18 protein-coding genes are annotated in these 20,297 nt (G+C 53.7%); 17 read left to right on the forward strand and 1 reads right to left on the reverse strand.

The genetic code is table 11. The features are described 5' to 3' along the window. Nucleotides 1-115 precede the first annotated feature (115 nt). The 9 genes from def to spoVM all read left to right on the forward strand — a co-directional run bounded on the left by def (nucleotide 116) and on the right by spoVM (nucleotide 9,111). Nucleotides 116-604: a peptide deformylase gene (def, locus tag ACE5KN_RS29375; RefSeq protein ID WP_375524159.1), complete on the forward strand. Its 489-nt coding sequence runs from the start codon at nucleotides 116-118 to the stop codon at nucleotides 602-604. Nucleotides 605-619: 15 nt separating this feature from the next. Continuing rightward, nucleotides 620-1,573: a methionyl-tRNA formyltransferase gene (gene fmt / locus ACE5KN_RS29380; RefSeq protein WP_375524160.1), complete on the forward strand. Its 954-nt coding sequence runs from the start codon at nucleotides 620-622 to the stop codon at nucleotides 1,571-1,573. Then, entirely contained in the window at nucleotides 1,570-2,952 is a 1,383-nt protein-coding gene (gene rsmB, locus ACE5KN_RS29385) for a 16S rRNA (cytosine(967)-C(5))-methyltransferase RsmB (RefSeq protein ID WP_375524161.1), read from the forward strand. The genes fmt and rsmB overlap by 4 nt, the downstream gene beginning before the upstream one ends. 207 nt (nucleotides 2,953-3,159) lie before the next feature. Next, nucleotides 3,160-4,200, forward strand: a complete 1,041-nt coding sequence (gene rlmN / locus ACE5KN_RS29390; protein WP_375524162.1) for a dual-specificity RNA methyltransferase RlmN — start codon at nucleotides 3,160-3,162, stop codon at nucleotides 4,198-4,200. Between the two features lie 6 nt (nucleotides 4,201-4,206). Beyond that, nucleotides 4,207-4,983 carry a Stp1/IreP family PP2C-type Ser/Thr phosphatase gene (locus tag ACE5KN_RS29395; protein WP_355319390.1) on the forward strand — a complete coding sequence of 259 codons (777 nt, stop codon included), beginning with the start codon at nucleotides 4,207-4,209 and terminating at the stop codon, nucleotides 4,981-4,983. After that, nucleotides 4,980-7,169 carry a Stk1 family PASTA domain-containing Ser/Thr kinase gene (pknB, locus tag ACE5KN_RS29400; protein WP_375524163.1) on the forward strand — a complete coding sequence of 730 codons (2,190 nt, stop codon included), beginning with the start codon at nucleotides 4,980-4,982 and terminating at the stop codon, nucleotides 7,167-7,169. Before ACE5KN_RS29395 ends, pknB begins: the two co-directional genes overlap by 4 nt. A gap of 32 nt (nucleotides 7,170-7,201) precedes the next feature. After that, complete coding sequence (gene rsgA / locus ACE5KN_RS29405; protein WP_375524164.1) at nucleotides 7,202-8,116, forward strand: ribosome small subunit-dependent GTPase A; 915 nt, start codon at nucleotides 7,202-7,204, stop codon at nucleotides 8,114-8,116. A gap of 2 nt (nucleotides 8,117-8,118) precedes the next feature. Further along, the gene (gene rpe / locus ACE5KN_RS29410; RefSeq protein WP_375524165.1) at nucleotides 8,119-8,784 is read left to right on the forward strand and encodes a ribulose-phosphate 3-epimerase; all 666 of its coding nucleotides are present in this window, start codon (nucleotides 8,119-8,121) and stop codon (nucleotides 8,782-8,784) included. Nucleotides 8,785-9,030: 246 nt separating this feature from the next. Then, nucleotides 9,031-9,111 carry a stage V sporulation protein SpoVM gene (spoVM, locus tag ACE5KN_RS29415; protein WP_040711006.1) on the forward strand — a complete coding sequence of 27 codons (81 nt, stop codon included), beginning with the start codon at nucleotides 9,031-9,033 and terminating at the stop codon, nucleotides 9,109-9,111. 286 nt (nucleotides 9,112-9,397) lie between these two features. On the opposite strand, the gene rpmB is transcribed toward spoVM, so the two are convergent. Then, complete coding sequence (gene rpmB, locus ACE5KN_RS29420; RefSeq protein WP_355319400.1) at nucleotides 9,398-9,586, reverse strand: 50S ribosomal protein L28; 189 nt, start codon at nucleotides 9,584-9,586, stop codon at nucleotides 9,398-9,400. Between the two features lie 447 nt (nucleotides 9,587-10,033). On the opposite strand from rpmB, the gene fakA reads away from it, so the two are divergent. From fakA to ACE5KN_RS29460, 8 genes are all read left to right on the forward strand, one after another. Beyond that, nucleotides 10,034-11,818 carry a fatty acid kinase ATP-binding subunit FakA gene (fakA, locus tag ACE5KN_RS29425; RefSeq protein WP_375524166.1) on the forward strand — a complete coding sequence of 595 codons (1,785 nt, stop codon included), beginning with the start codon at nucleotides 10,034-10,036 and terminating at the stop codon, nucleotides 11,816-11,818. 36 nt (nucleotides 11,819-11,854) lie between these two features. Then, a complete protein-coding gene (gene fakB / locus ACE5KN_RS29430; protein WP_375524167.1) occupies nucleotides 11,855-12,721 on the forward strand; it encodes a fatty acid kinase binding subunit FakB in 867 nt (288 codons plus the stop codon). Continuing rightward, nucleotides 12,718-14,769: an ATP-dependent DNA helicase RecG gene (gene recG, locus ACE5KN_RS29435; RefSeq protein WP_375524168.1), complete on the forward strand. Its 2,052-nt coding sequence runs from the start codon at nucleotides 12,718-12,720 to the stop codon at nucleotides 14,767-14,769. The genes fakB and recG overlap by 4 nt, the downstream gene beginning before the upstream one ends. Nucleotides 14,770-14,832: 63 nt before the next feature. Next, nucleotides 14,833-15,120, forward strand: a complete 288-nt coding sequence (locus tag ACE5KN_RS29440; protein ID WP_375524169.1) for a stage VI sporulation protein F — start codon at nucleotides 14,833-14,835, stop codon at nucleotides 15,118-15,120. Nucleotides 15,121-15,252: 132 nt separating this feature from the next. After that, complete coding sequence (locus ACE5KN_RS29445; RefSeq protein WP_375524170.1) at nucleotides 15,253-16,152, forward strand: LysR family transcriptional regulator; 900 nt, start codon at nucleotides 15,253-15,255, stop codon at nucleotides 16,150-16,152. Between the two features lie 281 nt (nucleotides 16,153-16,433). Further along, nucleotides 16,434-17,660, forward strand: a complete 1,227-nt coding sequence (locus tag ACE5KN_RS29450) for a M20 family metallopeptidase (protein ID WP_375524171.1) — start codon at nucleotides 16,434-16,436, stop codon at nucleotides 17,658-17,660. Then, nucleotides 17,653-19,068 carry a YfcC family protein gene (locus tag ACE5KN_RS29455; protein ID WP_375524172.1) on the forward strand — a complete coding sequence of 472 codons (1,416 nt, stop codon included), beginning with the start codon at nucleotides 17,653-17,655 and terminating at the stop codon, nucleotides 19,066-19,068. The genes ACE5KN_RS29450 and ACE5KN_RS29455 overlap by 8 nt, the downstream gene beginning before the upstream one ends. A 175-nt stretch (nucleotides 19,069-19,243) precedes the next feature. Next, the gene (locus tag ACE5KN_RS29460; protein ID WP_375524228.1) at nucleotides 19,244-20,200 is read left to right on the forward strand and encodes an SDR family NAD(P)-dependent oxidoreductase; all 957 of its coding nucleotides are present in this window, start codon (nucleotides 19,244-19,246) and stop codon (nucleotides 20,198-20,200) included. Nucleotides 20,201-20,297: the final 97 nt, after the last annotated feature.

Genomic DNA, 20,297 nt, shown 5'->3' on the forward strand with positions numbered 1-20,297 from the left:
CTGAATTCAAGATTCGATGTCGAGTCCGCTTCCTGATTTACTTCGTGATCAAAAGATGACTTTTTGAACTACCTCTATCAGTATAGTACAGTTTGCTAAGGCAGGAGTGGTATAAATGGCAATTCGTTTTATCGTTAAAGAACCTGATGAAGTGCTTCATAAAGTGGCTAAGGAAGTTACGAAAATTACGCCCAACGTGCAGAAGCTGCTGGACGATATGGCAGACACGATGTATGACGCGGAGGGGGTCGGTCTGGCCGCCCCTCAGGTCGGTATTCTGAAGCGGCTGATCGTGGTGGACGCCGGCGACGAGCACGGGCTGATCAAAATGATCAATCCGGAAATTGTGGAAACGGAAGGCGAACAGTTCGGACCGGAGGGCTGCCTGAGCATCCCTGGATTAAACGGGGATGTGCGCCGTGCCGAGAAGGTGACAGTCAAAGGTCTTGACCGCGAAGGGAAGCCGCTGACTGTAACGGCTACCGGTCTTCTGTCCCGCGCTTTCCAGCATGAGATCGATCATCTGAATGGCGTTCTGTTTACGGATATTGCGGAAAAGGTGTATGACGCCACGGCAGATGAGGCGGGATCTAACAGCAAGTAAGGAGTGAGCATCCAAATGAAGGATGAAATTCGGATCGTCTTTATGGGCACACCCGGCTTCGCCGTGCCCTCCCTGGAGGCGCTGCTGGAGGATGGTTACAACGTCGTGGGCGTGGTGACCCAACCGGATAAGCCGCAGGGACGCAAAAAAATATTAACACCGCCGCCTGTCAAGGAGGCGGCTGTTAAGCATGGCCTCTCGGTGATGCAGCCCCAGCGGCTGCGTCTGCCGGAGGCTGTAGCCGAGCTGGCGCAATGGAAACCTGACGTCATTGTTACGGCGGCTTACGGGCAGATTCTGCCCAAGGCTGTGTTGGACATGCCTCAATTCGGCTGCCTGAACGTGCATGGCTCCCTGCTCCCGCGTTACCGCGGGGGGGCACCTATCCAGCGCGCCATTATCAACGGGGAGACCGTGACGGGCGTAACGCTGATGTACATGGCAGAGGGCCTTGATACGGGGGATATGATCGCCAAGGTGGAGGTACCCATCGAGCCTGAGGATACATCCGGCACGGTATTTGCCAAGCTGAGCACGGCTGGAGCACAGCTGCTGCGCGAGCAGCTGCCCCTGCTGCTGGCAGGCAAGGCCGGCAGAACGCCGCAGAACGAGGACGAAGCTACATATGCGCCCAACCTGACGCGCGAGGACGAGAAAATTGACTGGCAGCATTCCTCCCAGGCCATTTACAACCGAATTCGCGGGCTGGTTCCTTTTTCCGGCGCATTTACGCTGTGGGACGGAAATGTGTTCAAAATCTGGGCAGCCAAGCGCCCTGAAGCGGGGCGGGGATCAGCAGGCGGCGAATCGCCGGGAACCGTGCTGAAGCTGACGGATGAAGGGATTGAAGTGCGGACAGGTGACGGCTCCATCTGGCTGACCGAAGTTCAGCCCGCCGGCAAGAAGGCGATGGAGGCCGGACAGTTTGCACGTGGCGGCCAAATGAAGCCAGGTACGGTGCTTGCATGAAGGACGGATCGAACACCGGCGGCACGCGCAAATGGACAGCCCGTGAAGTGGCGCTGAATATCCTGACCGGAATCGAGCAGGAGGGGGCTTACAGCAACCTTGAGCTGAATAAAAGCCTGCAGCAGGCCCGGCTGTCGGCGGCGGATGCGGGCCTTGTTACCGAGCTGGTATACGGGGCAACCGCACGCCGCAATACGCTGGATTATTATCTGAACCGTTTCGTGCAAAAAGGAACGGCCAAGCTGCAGCCATGGGTGCGCAGTCTGCTGCGCATGAGCGTGTACCAGATCGTATATCTGGACCGGATCCCGGATCACGCCGTCGTGAGCGAAGCGGTGAAGCTGGCCAAACGGCGGGGGCATCAGGGCATCTCCGGCATGGTGAACGGTGTGCTGCGCAGCATGCTTCGTGAGCCGGAGAAGCTGCACCTGCCGGACAACCTGCCGGCGGCCGAGCGGATTGCGCTGGAGCATTCCCATCCGGAGTGGCTCGTCAAGCGCTGGATTGCGCAGTACGGGGAGGAGACGGCGGAAGCCATCTGCCGTGCCAACAACGAGCCGCCTGCGGTCAGCGTGCGGGTGAACACCACGATGATCAGCCGGGAACGGCTGCTGGAGGAGATGAAGGCCGCCGGACTCGACGCGGTTCCTTCAAGGGTCAGCCCGTACGGGATTATCGTGCGCAGCGGCGGCAACATGGCCCTGACCTCCTGGTACAGGGACGGGCTGCTCTCAGTTCAGGACGAGAGCTCCATGCTGGTCGCCGAGGCCGTTGCACCGGCGCCGGACATGCTTGTGCTGGACTGCTGCGCAGCTCCCGGCGGCAAAACGGCACATATGGGGGAGATCATGAAAGACCGCGGACGCATTGTTGCGAACGATCTCCATCCTCACAAAAAGAATCTGATCCGGGAGCAGGCGGACAGGCTTGGCCTGGAATGCATCGAAACGGTCACCGGCGATGCTTCCGCTCTGCCGGACCGCTATCCTGCGGCATCGTTTGACCGCATTTTACTGGATGCCCCCTGCTCGGGTTTCGGGGTAATCCGCCGCAAGCCTGACTTGCGCTGGAGCAAGTCGCCGGAGGATGTTGAAGCGATCGCCTGCCTGCAGGCGGAGCTGCTTGCCCGTGTATCGGCGCTCCTGAAGCCTGGCGGCCTGCTCGTTTACAGTACCTGTACGATTGAACCGGCCGAAAACGAAGGGCAAATCGAGCGTTTTCTGAAGGGGCATCCGGATTTCAGGCGTGTGGAGGAGCAAGATGCTGAGTGGGGAGGCGCGGCCGCAGAGCTGAGCGAGCGTGGAGCCCTGCAAATTCTGCCCCAGCATTTTCACAGTGACGGCTTTTATATTGCACGGCTGCAGCGCTGCAATAACTAACGGCGATCCTGGATTGTAACGATCTACATTGAATACCCTGCCGCCGGGCTGCAGTCCGGCGGTTTCCTCTTTTTTTGGCCGCCAAACAAGGGGCAGTATGAAAATTTTTTACCCCTTCTTTCATTTGTGCTAAAATAGGAAGAATGAAAAACACTATCCTCATGGTGAATAACATAAAAATGAAGAAAGAACAGGTGCGAAACGAACATGAAACCTTTTATATATGACTATTCTCTGGAGGAGCTGCAGGCTTGGGCCACCGAGAACGGAGAATCCGCTTTTCGCGGCGCTCAGATTTTCGAATGGCTCTATGTGAAGCGGGTCAATGATTTCAGCGAGATGACCAATCTGTCCAAGGCTTTGCGCGAGAAGCTTGACGAGCAGTTCAGCTTCGTAACGCTCCAGGAGATTACAAGGCTTGAATCCAAGGACGGAACCGTTAAGTTCCTGTTCGGTCTCCATGATGATCATGCGATTGAGACCGTCATCATGAAGCATAATTACGGCAACAGCATCTGTGTGACCACCCAGGTCGGCTGCCGCATCGGCTGCACGTTCTGTGCGTCTACGCTTGGAGGGCTCAAGCGGAATCTTACGGCTGGTGAAATTGTGGCTCAGGTCGTACAGGCGCAGAAGATTCTTGACCGCAGCGGCGAGCGGGTCAGCAGCATTGTGATCATGGGCTCGGGTGAGCCGTTTGAGAACTATGAGGCAACGATGAAGTTTTTGCGCATTATGATTCATGAAAAAGGGCTGAATATCGGGCAGCGTCATATCACGGTATCCACCAGCGGTATTGTGCCGAACATCTATAAATTTGCCGATGAGGATACGCAGATCAATCTGGCGATTTCCATCCATGCGCCGAATGATGCGCTGCGATCCAAGCTGATGCCTGTGAACCGGAGATATCCTTTCCAGGATGTTATGGAGGCTCTCCGCTATTATCTGGCCAAAACCGGCCGCCGCATCACGTTTGAATACGCGCTGATCGGCGGTGTAAATGATCAGGAGGAGCATGCCGATGAGCTGGGCGAGGTCCTGAAGGATATGCTGTGTCACGTTAATCTTATTCCGGTCAATCATGTGCCTGAACGCAAATATGTGCGCACTTCCCGGAACGATATTTTCAAATTTCAGCGCAAGCTGGCTGAGAAGGGGATTAACGTGACTATCCGCCGCGAGCAGGGGCATGATATCGCTGCCGCCTGCGGACAGCTGCGTGCAAAGCATATGGAGTTGAGGTGAGATCACTTGATTAAAACAGTTCATGTCAGCCATGTCGGACGCGTGCGTTCGGTCAATGAAGATTCAGCCTGGATCCGTCATCTGGAGCAGGGATATATTCTCGGGATTGTCGCAGATGGTATGGGCGGCCACCTGGCGGGAGATACCGCAAGCCGCCTGGCGGTCGAGACGCTTGCTGCCGATTTGGCTACGCTGGAGACCGGATTGTCAGTGCACTCCTTATCCGCCGCGCTCAGCGACGCTATTTTGCATGCCAACGAAGTTATTTACCAAACAGCGGACCGCAACGACCAGTACCACAATATGGGGACTACGGTCGTCGCTGTGCTGCTGAACGATACGAAAGGCGTCATCGGTCATATTGGCGACAGCAGGGCATATGTCATATCAGGGGGCACAACCACACAGATTACGGAAGATCACACGCTGGTAAACGAGCTGTACAAAAACGGCCAGATCAGCAGAGAAGAGGTCGGCACGCATCCGCGCAGAAATGTGCTCACCCGCGCGCTCGGCACCGATCAGGAAGTAGCTGTGGATTTGGACGCGGTTGAACTGAAAAAAGGCGATGTCCTGCTGCTCTGCAGCGACGGGCTCAGCAATCTGGTCAGCGAGGAGCAGATCAACACGGTGGTGGGCGCATCCGACCTGCCGCTTGAGGAGCGCGCGGACAGGCTGCTTCATCTCGCACTGCTGGCAGGAGGGGATGACAACATTACCGTCGCCCTGTTTGAGTTAACGCAGGAGGCTGCTACTGCGGAGGAAAAGGGGTATGAAGCATGATTGGACATCTGTTGGGCGGAAGGTATGACATTATCGAGCGCATAGGCGGGGGCGGCATGGCTCTTGTCTACAGGGCGCAGGATATTTTGCTGAACCGCAATGTCGCTGTCAAGGTGCTTCGTCAGCAGTTTGTCCATGATGAGGAATTTATCCGCCGCTTCCGGCGGGAGGCGCAGTCTGCAGCTTCATTGTCCCATCCGAATGTCGTCAGCATTTATGATGTGGGCCAGGAAGAGGACATCCATTATATTGTCATGGAGTACGTTGAAGGCAAAAATCTAAATGAAATTATTAAAGAACGGGCACCCTTGCAGGTGGAAGAGGCGGTACGCATTGCCTCACAGATCTGCGACGCGCTTGAGCACGCCCATCATAATCAGATCATTCACAGGGACATCAAGCCACACAACATATTGATCGGGCGCAACGGCCGGGTGAAGGTAACGGACTTCGGGATTGCGCGGGCTGTTACTTCCACCACCATTACCCAAACGGGCTCGGTAGTAGGCTCGGTTCATTATTTTTCTCCAGAGCATGCGAAGGGTGTTACGACTGGTGAAAAATCGGACTTATATTCATTAGGCATTGTAATTTATCAAATGCTGACGGCACAGCTTCCTTTTCTGGGGGAAAGCCCGATCAGCGTTGCCTTGAAGCATCTGCAGGAGGAGTTTGAGGAGCCGCGCAAAGTGAACCCTCTCATTCCGCAAAGTGTGGAGAATATCATTCTTAAATCCATGCGCAAAAACCCGCAGGAGCGGTATCAGTCAGCGGAAGAGATGATGGAGGATCTGGAGACCTGCCTGCTGCCCGATCGGCGAAATGAGCAGAAGATCGTGTTCGAGGATGAAGAGGACGAAGCGCAAACGCGGATTATACCCGCTATCAAACCTCTCCCCAATAACGGAATTTCCAGGGCGTCTGCGGACTGGCAGGATACGCCTGAGATGAAGGAGGAGGCTCCTGCCCGTCCTGCCAGGAGAAACAACAAAAAGCTGTACATCTGGGCGGGGGCTGTAATAGCGCTGCTCGTTGCCATGACGTTGCTGGTGATGTACGTGAACAAGCTTATGGAGGTCCCCGAGGTTACGGTGCCGGGTGTGATCAATATGACGGAGGAGCAGGCGCGGGCGGAGCTGGCCAAGGCTGGCCTGACGGTGAAGGAGCCGGTGCTTGAACAGTATAAGGATGGAGTAAATCCGGGGATTGTATTCAACCAGGATCAGCCGGAAGGCACGGTACTGAAAAAGGGTGCACAGATAGAACTCACGGTCGGAGCGGAGAAGCCTTTGGTCAAAATGCCGGATCTTACGGACGGCAAGACATATGAGCAGGCGGTGGCGGCCCTGGTGGCGGCGGGCGTGACCGAGGACCGGATTGAGAAGGCCGACGATCAGTACAGCGACAAGCCGGTCGGTACGGTCATCGATCAATCGCCGGCGGCGAATACGGATTATAATCCGGATGAGGTTCAGGTTATGCTTACTGTAAGCAAGGGACCGGAAACCGTTGAGATGCCCAACCTGAAGGGCCGTACCCAGGCAGAGGCGGAAAAAATGATCTCTGATGCGGGACTCAAGCTGGAAGAGGTCATTGAGGAGAGCAGCTTTACCGTCGAGAAGGGCAAGGTGATCAGCCAGTGGCCAGGTGAAGAGGGGACCCCGGTGGACCCGGGATCTAAAGTGAAAATCACTGTAAGCACCGGCCAGCCGGCTGAAGCGATCAGCTACTCGTATCAGCTGCCGGTCGTACCGGCGGAGGAAGGCAAAAACAGCGAAATCCGCATTACCTATAGCGATGCGCGCGGGGATGAAATGGAGTGGGGAAAACGGACGATCAACACAACCCAGGTTCTGTCCATTGACCTGCTGCTTGCCCCGAACAAGAATGGTGTTGTTTCCGTCTACAGGGATGGACAGTTTTTCGATACGTACCTTATCCCTTATATTGATGCCAAAAATGGAACCGTGCAGCCGCCTCAGGTTGCTCCGCCGGCCTCTGTCGAAACGGACCCCTCCGCCGGGGATGGATCGGACGGCGATTCGGAAGGGGATGGAGATAGCGGGGCTGCCGATTCCGCTGTGCTGAACGACAGCGGTCAGAGTGGTGAATGGCAAGGCCAATCAGACAATGAAGGCAAGAAGGAAAAACACAACGGGAATGGTCATGGGAAGAATAACAATTGAATCCCTGAATAATGAAGGAGGCCAGCTTATTTATGCCCGAAGGACTGATTGTCAAGGCGCTCAGCGGCTACTATTATGTCGCGCAGCTGGATGAAGAGGGAAAGCCTCTTTCCGGCGAGCAGGCTGTACAGTGCAGGGCACGTGGTATTTTCAAGAAAAGAGGCGAGTCGCCGCTCGTAGGCGACCGTGTGCAGTTCGCTCTCACCGAGAACGGTGAGGGAACCGTGGATCAAATTATGAAAAGGGACTCCGAGCTTGTGCGTCCGCCGGTAGCGAATGTTTCACTGGCTGTGCTGCTGTTCTCGGTCAAAGAGCCGGATCTGAACCTCACGCTGATGGATAAATTTCTGGTTCATATTGAACATGCCGGGCTGGATACGGTCATTTGCTTGACCAAAAGGGACCTGCTGGCAGAGGAGGAAACGGATGCTTCTCTTGAGCAGGTACGCCGCCTGTATGAGAAAGCGGGCTACGAAGTGCTGATCACGAGCTCAAAGACGGGCTTGGGAACAGAGCGTGTAAAGGAACTGCTGGCCGGCCGCATCAGCGTGTTCTCCGGACAGTCGGGGGTTGGCAAGTCTTCCATGCTGAATGCCCTGAAACCGGGTCTTGCACTGGAGACAAGCGCCATCAGTTCCAAGCTCGGGCGCGGACGGCATACGACAAGGCATGTCGAGCTGATCCCGCTCGATAACGGCGGCCTGGTTGCCGATACGCCAGGCTTCAGCCAGCTTGATTTTCTGGAGCTGGGTGTGGAGGAGCTGTCTTCCTGCTTCCGGGAATTTGTCTCGTATGCAGCTGAATGCAAATTCCGCGGCTGCACCCATATTCACGAGCCCGGATGTAAAGTGACAGAAGCTGTGGAGGCAGGGGAAATCGCCCGCAGCAGGTATGAGAACTATGTGCAATTCTTTGAGGAAATGAAAGAAAAGAAGCGGAGGTACTAACGATGATTAAAATCGCACCATCCATTCTGTCCGCGGATTTCGCCAAGCTGGGCAGCGAAGTGGCCGAGGCGGAAGCCGGCGGCGGGGACTGGATTCATGTGGATGTCATGGACGGGCATTTTGTCCCCAACATTACCCTGGGTCCGCCCATTGTGTCTGCCATTCGTCCGCATACAAAGCTTCCGCTTGATGTTCATTTAATGATTGAACAGCCTGAGCGGTATATTGCCGATTTTGTCAAGGCAGGAGCAGACGTCATTACAGTTCACGCCGAAGCGTGTGTGCATCTCCATCGTGTTGTTCACATGATTAAAGAGCAGGGGGTTATGGCCGGTGTTGCACTGAATCCCGGGACGCCCGCTTATGCGGTCAAAGAAGTTCTCTCCGACATCGACATGGTGCTTGTTATGACGGTAAACCCCGGCTTTGGCGGACAATCCTTCATTCCGGGAACCCTGTCCAAAATCAGACAAATCCGCTCGTGGCTGAATGAATTGGGCCGTCCGGATGTACATATTGAAGTGGACGGTGGCATAGCCGAAGAGACAGCCGCAGCGGTCGTGGCAGCGGGCGCGGATGTGCTGGTTGCCGGCAGCGCCGTATACAGCCGTCCTGACCGCGCAGCAGCCATTGCCTCCATCCGCAAGAGCGCGACTCAGCAGGCATGAAGCTGAAGGAATCACTGTGGATGGCACTCGCAGCCTGAGAACAGGCTGCGTCGTCACCGACCCCTTCCGTTTAAACGGCTTTGCCGCGTGCGTGTTGATCTGCTGGAATAGGCAAGGCACGCTATGCATAAACATGGTTACATGAGCAGTATTCTCATGTAACCCTTTTTTTTGTCGGGCACAACGTTAAAACAGGTGCATAGTCTATAGAGAACGGACGCATGAGGATTATGGGGAGGGTGAAGCATGAAGTTTTACACAATCAAGCTGCCGAAATTTCTGGGAGGCTTCGTAAAAGCGATTTTGAATACATTTCAGAAAAGCTAGGAAGCATCCGGTCAGGTGCAGGCTGACAGGCATGTTTCCCGTGCCGATTGCTGAGGGGGTAACCGGGAACGGAAAACGCGGGAGCATGCCGGGGGCTGAACCGAAGAAAATTCAACAAAAAAAGCACCCGTTGTTTAAACGAGGTGCCTTTTGCTTTTGCTTATGGTTATAGAATTTATAAGTTTTCAGCGGAGCTAAACAATTCTATAACCTCAAGAAAAACTTCCGCTAAACGCGGTCTGTCTTCTGTAAATGTACATCGATAGACGTTTGTCTTATTGTACGATTATACGCGAGTCACTTTGCCGGATTTCAGGGCACGAGTGCTGACATAAACACGTTTTGGTTTACCGTTAACGAGGATGCGAACTTTTTGTACATTGACACCCCAAGAACGGCGATTACGGTTGTTAGCGTGAGATACGTGGTTACCGCTGCCAGGCGCTTTACCTGTTACATAACATTTGCGAGACATAGATTCCACCTCCTATCTGGAAATCACCCTTGCCAGCAGGCTAAGGTTGAAACAATCAACTGAACAAAACAATACTTATATATAATATCACAGCCAAAAAAGCGGCGTCAACTGATCCAAAAACTTTATTTATTTCTATTGTTCATTATAGTACAATATCATTAGTTCATTATGCGTTTTTCCGCTGAATGCGGTCCGGCTTCTTTGAAAATACGCCGATAAACGTTTATATTTTATATTAATCATTGGAACATTAACTGATAAGCATACGTATTCATTTAGAAGCAGGAGGTTGAGCTCTATCTGTGTAAAATTGAGTATACCGGCCTGGGCCAGGCATGACCCGGGCTTTCGATGCTGACTTTATCATCTTGCGCCGTCTTTTGCGGAGTTTAAGATTACTGCGGCTTATGGACATGCGTATAAAGCGAGGAAGGGGAATTCTCATTGAGTAAACGTTCTTTGAATGGAACAGATTTTACCGCAATGGTGTTGGCCGGAGCGGAACAATTGCAGCAGCATGCGGAGCACGTCAATTCCCTGAATGTATTCCCGGTGCCTGACGGCGATACGGGAACGAATATGAATTTGACGATGAGTGCGGGCGTAGCCGAGATCAAGAAGGGGGACTTCGCTTCCATTGGCGTTATGTCCGGCATTCTTTCCAAAGGGCTGTTAATGGGAGCCCGCGGCAATTCCGGGGTTATCCTGTCGCAGTTGTTTCGCGGCTTTAGCCGTTACGCTGCCCCATACGAGGAATTAAATACCCTTCAGTTTGCGTCGGCTCTGCAGAGCGGCGTGGATGCAGCATATAAGGCGGTCGTCAAGCCGGTTGAGGGCACGATACTGACCGTGGCCAAGGAAGCGGCCAAACACGCTGTTTATTACGCCCGCCGCGCCAATGATATGACGGAGCTTATGGAAGAAGTGCTGGGCAAAGCGAAGGAAGCACTTGCCATGACCCAGGAGATGCTGCCTGTGTTAAAGCAGGTCGGCGTTGTTGACTCCGGCGGACAGGGACTTGTTTATATTTATGAAGGTTTTGTGCAGTATTTGCGCAGCGGGATATCTTATCCTGCAGCACAGTCGAAGCCGCCGGAGCAGAAGCCTGCCGCGTATATTCCCGGCGGAACAGCGATTCCTGCAGCCGTTATGGTTGCCCCTGACGGGCCGATGTCGGCGCAGGCGAAGCTGGAAACGGAAAACATCGAGTTTTTATACGATATGGAGTTTTTTATTAATCGCCAATTAGGCGAATCCGCCCATTCTGACTTTCATGAGGAACAATTCCGGAAAGCGTTGTCAGCTAACGGGGATTCGATCATTGTCATTGCGGACGATGATATCATCAAAGTGCATGTGCATTCCAAGGCCCCTGGCGAGGTGCTGAATTTGGCTCTGCAGCACGGTGAGATTACACAAATCCGCATTTTGAATATGCGCGAGCAGCATCGCGAGCTGCTGTCGGCAGGCAGGGACGTTGCTCCGGAGCCGGAATGGTTTGCCGACATCCCGGCAGAGCCGGCGCGGGAGGAAGAGCCTTCCGAGCCGCCTGCGCATGAGCTGGCGCCTTTCGGGTTTATCGCCGTGTCGTCAGGTCAGGGCATTACGGATATATTCTCTAGCCTGGGCGTGGACGTTGTGCTGTCCGGGGGACAGACGATGAATCCGAGCACGGAGGATTTTGTCAATGCGGCCCGGGCGATTGCGGCCCAGCATATTTTTATTCTTCCAAACAACTCGAACATCGTGCTGGCTGCCGAGCAGGCCCGCGAGCTGCTGGAGGGAGAACGGCTGGTAACGGTCATTCCGAGCAAGACGATTCCGCAGGGAATCGCGGCCGCTTTTGCCTTTGAGGAGGAAGAAACGGCCGAGATGAACCGTGAAAACATGCTGGACGCCGTCAGCCGGGTCAAATCAGGACAGATTACCAATGCCGTACGGGATACGGTCATTGAAGATATCCAGATTAAAGAAGGTCATTATATCGGTATCCACAATTCGAAGATTGTGGCCTCCGAAGAGGAACTGCTGCCAACCTGCCGCGAGCTGCTCTCCCAGATGATTGTCAGCGGTGACGAAGTCGTCATGATTCTGACCGGGGCTGACAGCAGCGAAGCCGAGACGGAGGCTCTCGTTACCTGGCTGGGCCAGGAATATCCGGATACGGAAGTGGAAGTGCATGAAGGCGGACAACCCATCTATTCTTACCTCTTCTCCGTTGAGAGTTAAGAACGGCATTTACAAGGCCGGAGAGGAGAGTAAAGCATGCGCAGAGCATTCATAGTGACTGACAGTACGGCGGATATACCGAAAGTGCTCGCCGATGAGCTGCACATCCGGATTGTGCCGCTGACGGTGATGTTCGGTGAGGAGGCGTATCTGGACGGGATTGAAATGCCCGCCGAGCGCTTTTATCCGGAGCTGGTAAGGTCGAAGGAGCTTCCGACCACGTCGCAGCCCTCCCCGGCTGAATTTGCCCATGCCTACGAGACGATTCTCAAAGCACAGCCTGATGCCCAGATTGTATCCATACACCTGTCCTCCGGGGTAAGCGGAACGTATCAATCGGCTGTCATCGGCCGCTCCATGCTGGATGATGATCAGCCTGTAACGGTATATGATTCGAAGTCTGCTTCTTACGGATACGGCTATCTGGTAGTGCATGCCGCCCGAATGGCGGCGGCAGGCCGGGAAGCGGCGGAAATTATACGCTCACTGGAGGAGCTTGGCCGTCAGCGGCAGCTGTATTTTCTCGTGGATACGCTGGAATATTTGCAAAAGGGCGGACGGATCGGCAAAGCCGCGGCAGCCATTGGGACGCTGCTGAATATCAAGCCGATTTTGTCCATAGATCAGGATGGGATGATCTATTCTGTAGAAAAGGCAAGAGGCCACAAAAAAGCGATGAACCGTATTGTCGAAATGCTGGAGCAAAAGGTTAAAGGCCAAAGGATCCATGTGGTGCTGGGGCATACGGCTGACCCTTCCACAGTGGCGGGCTTGACGGAGATGCTGCGCAGCCGCTTCGATGTCGCCGATGTGCTGTATACGGAAATCGGGTCCGTGATCGGCACCCATGTTGGCCCCGGTACGATTGCTGTCTTTGTGTGGCCTGCCGGGGATGAGGGATGAATATGAAGCTGGATCATATTGCATTAAAGCAAATCAACGGCGTGAGCGTCCTCAAGGAAGGGGAGCTTCACGCCTTTGGCATCTCTAATGTCAGAGAGCTGCTGGAATATTACCCGTTCCGTTATGAGGATTACAGGCTCCGTTCCTTAACGGAGGTCAAGGATGGGGATAAGATCACCGTTCAGGCGAAAATTATGGGCATTCCTGTACTGCAGCGTTATGGCAAAAAGTCGCGTCTAACCTGCAAGCTTATGGCTGATGAATGGATGTTTACGGCCACCTGGTTTAACCGGCATTTTTTGAAGGATCAGCTTACTGCCGGCAGGGAAATTATCGTGTCAGGCAAATGGGACGGCAAGCGCATGCAGCTTACAGCCTCCGATACTGAATTCCCGGATAAAGGAACGACGCGTTCGGGAACCCTGCAGCCAGTCTATTCCGTCGGGGGTAAAATTACGCAGAGCTGGATGCGCAAAACGATCAACCAGGCCCTGCAGCAGTTTGGTGAGATGATTCCCGAGCTGCTGCCGCAGCAGCTGATCCGCAAATACAATCTGATTGCCCGCAAGCAGGCGATCGCCGCCATTCATCGGCCCCAGGATAACCGGGAAGGGCAGGAGGCCCGGCGCAGGATGGTGTTTGAGGAGCTGTTCCTGTTCCAACTCAAGATGCAGGCGTTTCGCGCGCTGAATCGAGGCAAAATGAACGGGGTTGTACATACAGCAGACAATGCCACCATCCGCGAGTTTGTGCGCAGCCTGCCGTTTGAGCTGACGGATGCCCAGAAGAAGGTGGAGCTGGAAATTCTTCATGATATGCGCTCAGCCTACTGTATGAACAGGCTTTTGCAGGGAGATGTCGGATCGGGCAAAACCGTCATTGCCGCCATTGCGCTGTTCGCCACGGTCCGTTCCGGCTTTCAGGGAGCCCTCATGGTGCCGACGGAAATTTTGGCAGAGCAGCATACCCGCTCATTGCAGAGGCTGTTTGAGCCGTTCGGAATTACGGTTGCCCTGCTGACCGGAAGTGTTACCGGCCGGAAGCGCAAGGATCTGCTGGTCTCCCTGCAGATGGGAATGATCGATATCGTCGTAGGCACGCATGCGCTTATTCAGGAGGACGTCTATTTCCGGCAGCTTGGGCTGGTCGTAACCGACGAGCAGCACCGCTTCGGGGTCAACCAGCGCAGTGTGCTGCGCCGCAAAGGGTATAATCCGGACGTGCTGACCATGACGGCGACTCCCATTCCGCGGACGCTGGCCATTACGGCTTTTGGAGATATGGACGTGTCGACGATTTCGGAGCGGCCCAAAGGGCGGATTCCGATCTCAACGTACTGGGTGAAGCATGACAAGATGGACAGGGTGCTTGGCTTTATTTCACGTGAAGTGAACCAGGGCAGACAAGCCTATCTGATCTGTCCGCTAATCGAGGAATCGGACAAGCTTGATGTACAGAACGCTATTGATCTTCATATCCAGATGCAGCAGGCATTTCCTGATTTCAAGGTAGGTCTGCTGCATGGCCGTATGACCGCGACGGAAAAGGAAGAGGTCATGCGTTCATTTTACGCGAATGAGGTACAGCTGCTCGTTTCGACGACGGTTGTGGAAGTTGGGGTCGATGTGCCCAACGCGACGCTGATGGTCATCATGGATGCCGACCGGTTCGGGCTGTCTCAGCTGCATCAGCTGCGCGGCCGTGTCGGACGGGGGGAGCATGCTTCGTACTGCGTGCTGATCGCCGATCCGAAGTCGGAGGTCGGTCAGGAACGGATGAAGGCCATGACCGAAACGGATGACGGATTCGAGGTCGCGCGCCGTGATTTGGAATTGCGCGGTCCCGGTGACTTTTTCGGCACGAAGCAGAGCGGGCTGCCGGAGTTCCGCCTGGCCGATATGGTAGCGGATTTCGAGGTGTTGGAGCAGGCGCGCGAAGACGCCGTCAGCCTTATTCAGGATTCGTCCTTCTGGACTTCTCGGGCGTATGAAGGGCTGCGTGATTATTTGCAGCAGGAACAAATTTTCCAGGGAGATTTGATCGACTAGGCACATTGGACCGGCTCTCGTCATATATTATAGACGGATGCTTTTGACGGGAGGCTGGTACAAGTGGGCTATCAACAGTACGGAATCAGTCCGCAGCTGGTGGAGCGGGTAAAACTGAAGATGAAAAACCCTGCCGCCAAGGAGCGGGTCAAGAAACTGATTGAAGGCGTTACGAAGGCGGATCTGCAAAACAAGGCGGTCGTGCAGCGGCTGGTGAAATCATCGGCTGCCATTCTCCATGAGAAGCTGTCGCCAGCGCAGGAGGAGCAGCTGGTAGCGTTTGTTATCGGCCAGCGCATCGATCCGAAAAATACGCTTCACCTGATCAAGCTGTGGGGCATGTTCAGGTAAGGAAAACAGGGCGTTTCCCGGCCTTTAGGGCTGAGGAACGCCCTGTTTTGTATTTGTCTGTATCAGGAGTGGTTGGGTGCATTCACCCGTTCGTGTTATGATAATACCTAAACAATTTGTAGGAGCGCCGCAATGGATGAGAAAGACTGCCTGATGTTAATTTATATCGAAGAAGAACGAAGTCTGGCCCGGGCGGCAGAACGGCTTTATATTACACAGCCTGCCCTTACATACCGTCTTAACCAGCTTGAAAAATCGTTTGGCGTTCCCGTGATCGTCCGGGGGGCCAAAGGGGGACGGCTGACCCCCGAGGGAGAGCGGCTGGCGGAGTACGCGAAGCGCCATCTTGCAGAGCTTGCTGAATTAAGGGAGGCTGTGGTTCATCTTCGCAATGAGGTGAGAGGAACGCTGCGTCTGGGAATTTCCAGCTATTTTGGCCTGTACAAGCTGCCTCCGATTCTAAAGACATTTAAGGACAGTTATCCTGATGTGCAATTTTCCGTTACCTGCGGGCTGAGCGCGGAAATTTACACCATGCTGCAGAATGACGAGGTTCATGTAGGTGTGCTCCGCAACGAGTATCCCTGGACTGAAGGCAAGGATATACTGCAGCAGGAAAGCATCTGTGTGATCTCCACCGAGCCGGTAGAGCTGAACAAGCTGCCGTCGCTCCCCATGATCCGTTATAAGGCCCCCAAGACGGCAGGCGCCCTGTATTCCTCGTCATTCAGTGAGGCCGTGCAAGCCTGGTGGAGTGAGAAGCAGGACAAGCCTCCCCTCATTTCGATGGAAGTGGACAGCTATGAAACCTGCAAGGAAATGGTCAGACATGGCCTGGGATATTCCATCGTGCCCCGCATATTTGTATCTCCTGCCGATCAGCTGTATACGATGGATTTGGTGATGGATAACGGAGAACCGATTGTCCGCACAACCTGGATGCTGTATAAAAACAAGTCGATACAGCTCGCGGTCGTCAGCCGCTTTGTGGAATGGATGAAGCAGGCGATGGCTCGCCCGGACGGAATTTAACCAAATAAAGCTTAGCGACAGAGACGGTGTTCTCCATCAAGCATGGAAAGACCGTCCTTTTTATTTTCCGCCATATTTTTCTTACTTAAATAAAATTTAAGAAAATCAATAAAAAACATTAAATTTACTTATTGCAACATTCTCTTTACAATACACCTATCGAATATTTATTCAAATAAACGAATTAACTTACATGTGTGTGTCATGTTTTTCAGTGCATACTGATCAAGCTTTAAGCTTTAGGCATACATTTTTATTCAATTTGGAAGGTGGAAACAGCTTTGAACGAAACATCAATTTTAAATTACAGTGGGGAAGATGCCGGAAAGAAAGCACTCATTCAGGCGGTGGACAAGCATGATCCCGAGCTGCGCATCCTTGCGAAGCAAATCCATAGTCATCCGGAGCTCAGCTTCCATGAGCATCAGGCACAGCAGTGGCTTACCGAGCGGCTTGCTGCCGGCGGTTTTACAGTGGAGAAGGGCATTGCCGGACTGGATACCTCCTTTCGGGCCGTATGGGAAGGCTCAGCGGAAGGGCCGACGGTGGCGCTGTTGGCCGAATATGATGCCCTGCCAGCGATCGGCCATGCCTGCGGTCATAATCTGATCTGTACGGCGGCTGTGGGTGCTGCGCTGGCTCTCAAGGATGGGCTGCCAGAGCTGCCCGGTCGGCTTATTGTGCTTGGCACCCCGGCTGAAGAGGAAGGCGGCGGCAAAATTATCATGTGTGAGCATGGTGTCTTTGATGATGTTGATGCCGTCATGATGGTGCATCCGCAGAACAAAACGATGGTGCTGCGCGGAGCCTTGGCCTGTGTGGATGTCACTTTTACGTTCCACGGAAAACAGGCCCACGCTTCTTCAGCGCCGGAGAAGGGGATCAGCGCCCTGGATGCCATGATCAACGCTTTTGTCGCCATCAATTCCGTTCGCCAGTTCGTGACGAGCGACGTCCGGATTCATGGCATCATTACCAAGGGAGGCGACGCTCCCAACGTTGTGCCTGAGCTGTGTGAGGCGGTATTTATTTTGCGCGCGGAGACGGTGGTCGGCCTGGCTGCCGTGCAGAAAAAGGTGTACCGGGCCGTTCAGGCTGCTGCGGATGGGCTTGGCGCAACCGTGGATATCAAGGAAGGGCTCGTCTACGCAGAGCGTAATACAAACCGTCAGCTGGCTGAGCTGTTCAGACAAAATTTGGAGGACATGGGGCTGGAGGTACATGACCCGCCTGCACAGGGCGGCATCGGCTCCTCGGATATCGGCAATGTCAGCCAGGTAACGGCGGCGATCCATCCTTATATCCGTCTTGGCGATGCCACGACACATACTCCGGAGTTTGCCGCCCTTGCCGGCTCGGAGGAAGGCATGATCGAAATGAATGCCGCTGCCAAAGCACTTGCTTTAACGGCTTATGATCTGTATACAAAACCGGAGGCTTTACAGGCTGTCCGGACGGAGTTTGAACAGTGGAAAAAACAGAGAGACGAGGGGTTACAGCATGAATAGTACCGCAGCACAGAACGGAAAAAAGAAATGGCTGAAGATGCCGCATACGTTTGTTATTCTTATTATTCTTACTTTGATTGCGGGCATCCTGACCTATGCTGTGCCTGCGGGGGAATTTAAGCGGGTAGAGGACGAGGCCAGCGGACGCACCCTGCTCGTACCCGGTTCTTACAGTGCTGTCGACCCCAATCCGGTTACATTGTGGGATATTCCGAAGTCCATTGTCGGCGGGCTGGTGGATTCGGCGGATATTGTTTTTTTCATCCTGATTATCGGCGGTACCTTCCACATTATTAACTCCACGGGAACCATCGAAGCGATTACCGGAAGGGTGGCGCGGGCATTCGCGGATAAAGGGCTGTGGGTCATCCCCGTGTTTATTACGCTGTTCTCTGTGGGCGGCTTTACGATGGGCATGTCAACGGAAGTGATGGTTTTCGTGCCGATCGGCATCGCAATCGCACGGGCGCTGAAGTTCGATGCTTTAACCGGAACGGCGATGATCTCACTCGGTGCTTCCTGCGGTTTTACGGCGGGCCTGCTGAATCCGTTTAATGTCGGGCTCGCACAGGCAATTGCCCAAATTCCTGTTTTCTCCGGCTTATGGTTGCGGGCGATCATTCTTGTCGTCCTGATTGCGGTGACGAGCCTGTATCTCATGAGATATGCAGCCAAAGTGAAGAAGAACCCGGAACAAGGCTTGATCTATGATCTGGAAAAGGGAGCTGAGGAAAAGGAGGTCGATTTCTCCAACCTGCCTCCCATGCAGCTGAAGCATTATTTGACGATCCTGACGATTGCTGCCGGCTTTGCGCTGCTGATCTGGGGTGTATCCAAACAGGACTGGTGGATGGAGGAGCTGGCTGCGCTGTTTCTGTCCATGGGTGTTGTGGCCGGATTCTGCGCAGGCTACGGTCCAAGCCGAATCGCCTCCGAATTTGTCAAAGGCGCAAGCGCCATCACCTATGGTGCGCTAATCATCGGGCTTGCCCGTTCCATCGTTGTTGTGCTGGATCATGGCAATGTCATTGACTCGATTGTATACGGCCTGTCCATGCTGGTGGGCGAGCTGCCGGCTTCTGTTCAAGTGCTGGGCATGTACGTATTCCAGAACATTATGAACGTTTTTATCACCTCCGGCTCGGGAATGGCTGCAACCACGATGCCGATTATGGTGCCGCTGTCCGACCTGCTCGGCATTACACGGCAGACGACCGTACTTGCCTTCCAGCTTGGCGACGGGTTCTCCAACATGATTCTCCCGACCTCCTCGGCGCTGATGGGCAGCCTGGCCGTATCCGGGATTCCTTATCAGAAATGGGTCCGCTTCTTCTGGCCGCTGCTGGCCATCTGGTTCGTATTGGGTGCGGTGTTTGTCGTCATCGCACAGGCGATAGGATATCATTGAATTTAAAAAATGGGACGTCTCTTAAGGCCAATGGCTTTGAGGCGTCCCTTCGCTTTTCTGGACTGTATAAAAATTTTTTAAATTAGTTATTGACTGATCACTATCCAAGAATGTATGATGAAACCAAGTTAGTGATTGATTAATCACAAAATTAAAAAAGAGAGGCTGATACATGATGAAAAAAGCGATTGTCGTAGGTGCAACAGGCGGAACAGGAGCGGTGATTACGGCCGAGTTGGCAAAGCGGGGAATATCTGTCATAGCATTTGGCCGTTCCCGGCAAAAGTTGGAGGAGCTTGCCGCTCGCCTCGGAAATCCAGCACATCTGTCACTTGCCGTGGGCAACGCATCCCGGCCGGATGACATTGCGGCCGCGGCAAAGGATGCCGACGTTTTGTTTCATTGCGCCAATGTCCCTTACCATGAGATGGAGACCAAATTGATTCCGCTGGGTGAGTCCATCATGGAAGCTGCCAACCGGCTGGGTGTAAAGGTCGTCGCGATCGACGGCATTTATCCTTATGGGAAAAGACAAATGGATAAGGTTACCGAGGACCATCCCAAGCAGCCCCACACGAGAAAAGGCAAAACTCGCCTTGCCTTCGAACAGATGATCTTCAGCAGCCGCTGGAATAATGTGAGAGCCATGATTGTCCGTTTGCCGGATTATTACGGGCCGACGGCGAATCAGGCTTCTTATCTTGGCGGCACACTCGAAGCCATCGCTGCAGGGAAAATGGCCTTTTTCATCGGCAACATGAAGGTACCGCGTGAATATGTGTATCTGCCTGATGCGGCAAGTATGGTTGTGGAGCTTGCGCAACATGATCATGCCTACGGGCAGAACTGGAACATTCCCGGCACGGGTATTATTTCCGGACGTGAGATTGTACAGATTGCCCGGCAGGCAAGCGGAACGAAGAAGCCTGTGATCCCGCTCGGCAGAATAGGATTATCGCTGCTTGGATTGTTTGTTCCGGTGATGAAGGAGATTGTTGAAATGCTTTATTTAACGGAAGAGCCTCTGCGCTTGAGCGGTGAAAAATATAAACGTTATATCGGGAAGATTCCTGCTACAAGCTATGCAGACGGGATCACGGCAACAATTCGAGAACTGCAGCAGAGAAAGTAAAGAATTATTTTGCAGCGTATAGTAATTGATTAATCACTAATAATTAAAAAGCTTATTCATGTGCAAGCTGGGTGGAAGGGAGAAGCCGGTTTTGCTT

Source organism: Paenibacillus terreus, assembly GCF_042138595.1.
Classification (GTDB): Bacteria; Bacillota; Bacilli; order Paenibacillales; family Paenibacillaceae; genus Paenibacillus; species Paenibacillus terreus.

Coding starts and splice junctions, on each gene's coding strand:
- def (WP_375524159.1), top strand. CDS start 116: ATGGCAATTCGTTTTATCGTTAAAGAACCTGATGAAGTGCTTCATAAA.
- fmt (WP_375524160.1), top strand. CDS start 620: ATGAAGGATGAAATTCGGATCGTCTTTATGGGCACACCCGGCTTCGCC.
- rsmB (WP_375524161.1), top strand. CDS start 1,570: ATGAAGGACGGATCGAACACCGGCGGCACGCGCAAATGGACAGCCCGT.
- rlmN (WP_375524162.1), top strand. CDS start 3,160: ATGAAACCTTTTATATATGACTATTCTCTGGAGGAGCTGCAGGCTTGG.
- pknB (WP_375524163.1), top strand. CDS start 4,980: ATGATTGGACATCTGTTGGGCGGAAGGTATGACATTATCGAGCGCATA.
- rsgA (WP_375524164.1), top strand. CDS start 7,202: ATGCCCGAAGGACTGATTGTCAAGGCGCTCAGCGGCTACTATTATGTC.
- rpe (WP_375524165.1), top strand. CDS start 8,119: ATGATTAAAATCGCACCATCCATTCTGTCCGCGGATTTCGCCAAGCTG.
- spoVM (WP_040711006.1), top strand. CDS start 9,031: ATGAAGTTTTACACAATCAAGCTGCCGAAATTTCTGGGAGGCTTCGTA.
- rpmB (WP_355319400.1), bottom strand. CDS start 9,586: ATGTCTCGCAAATGTTATGTAACAGGTAAAGCGCCTGGCAGCGGTAAC.
- fakB (WP_375524167.1), top strand. CDS start 11,855: ATGCGCAGAGCATTCATAGTGACTGACAGTACGGCGGATATACCGAAA.
- recG (WP_375524168.1), top strand. CDS start 12,718: ATGAATATGAAGCTGGATCATATTGCATTAAAGCAAATCAACGGCGTG.
- ACE5KN_RS29445 (WP_375524170.1), top strand. CDS start 15,253: ATGGATGAGAAAGACTGCCTGATGTTAATTTATATCGAAGAAGAACGA.
- ACE5KN_RS29455 (WP_375524172.1), top strand. CDS start 17,653: ATGAATAGTACCGCAGCACAGAACGGAAAAAAGAAATGGCTGAAGATG.
- ACE5KN_RS29460 (WP_375524228.1), top strand. CDS start 19,244: ATGAAAAAAGCGATTGTCGTAGGTGCAACAGGCGGAACAGGAGCGGTG.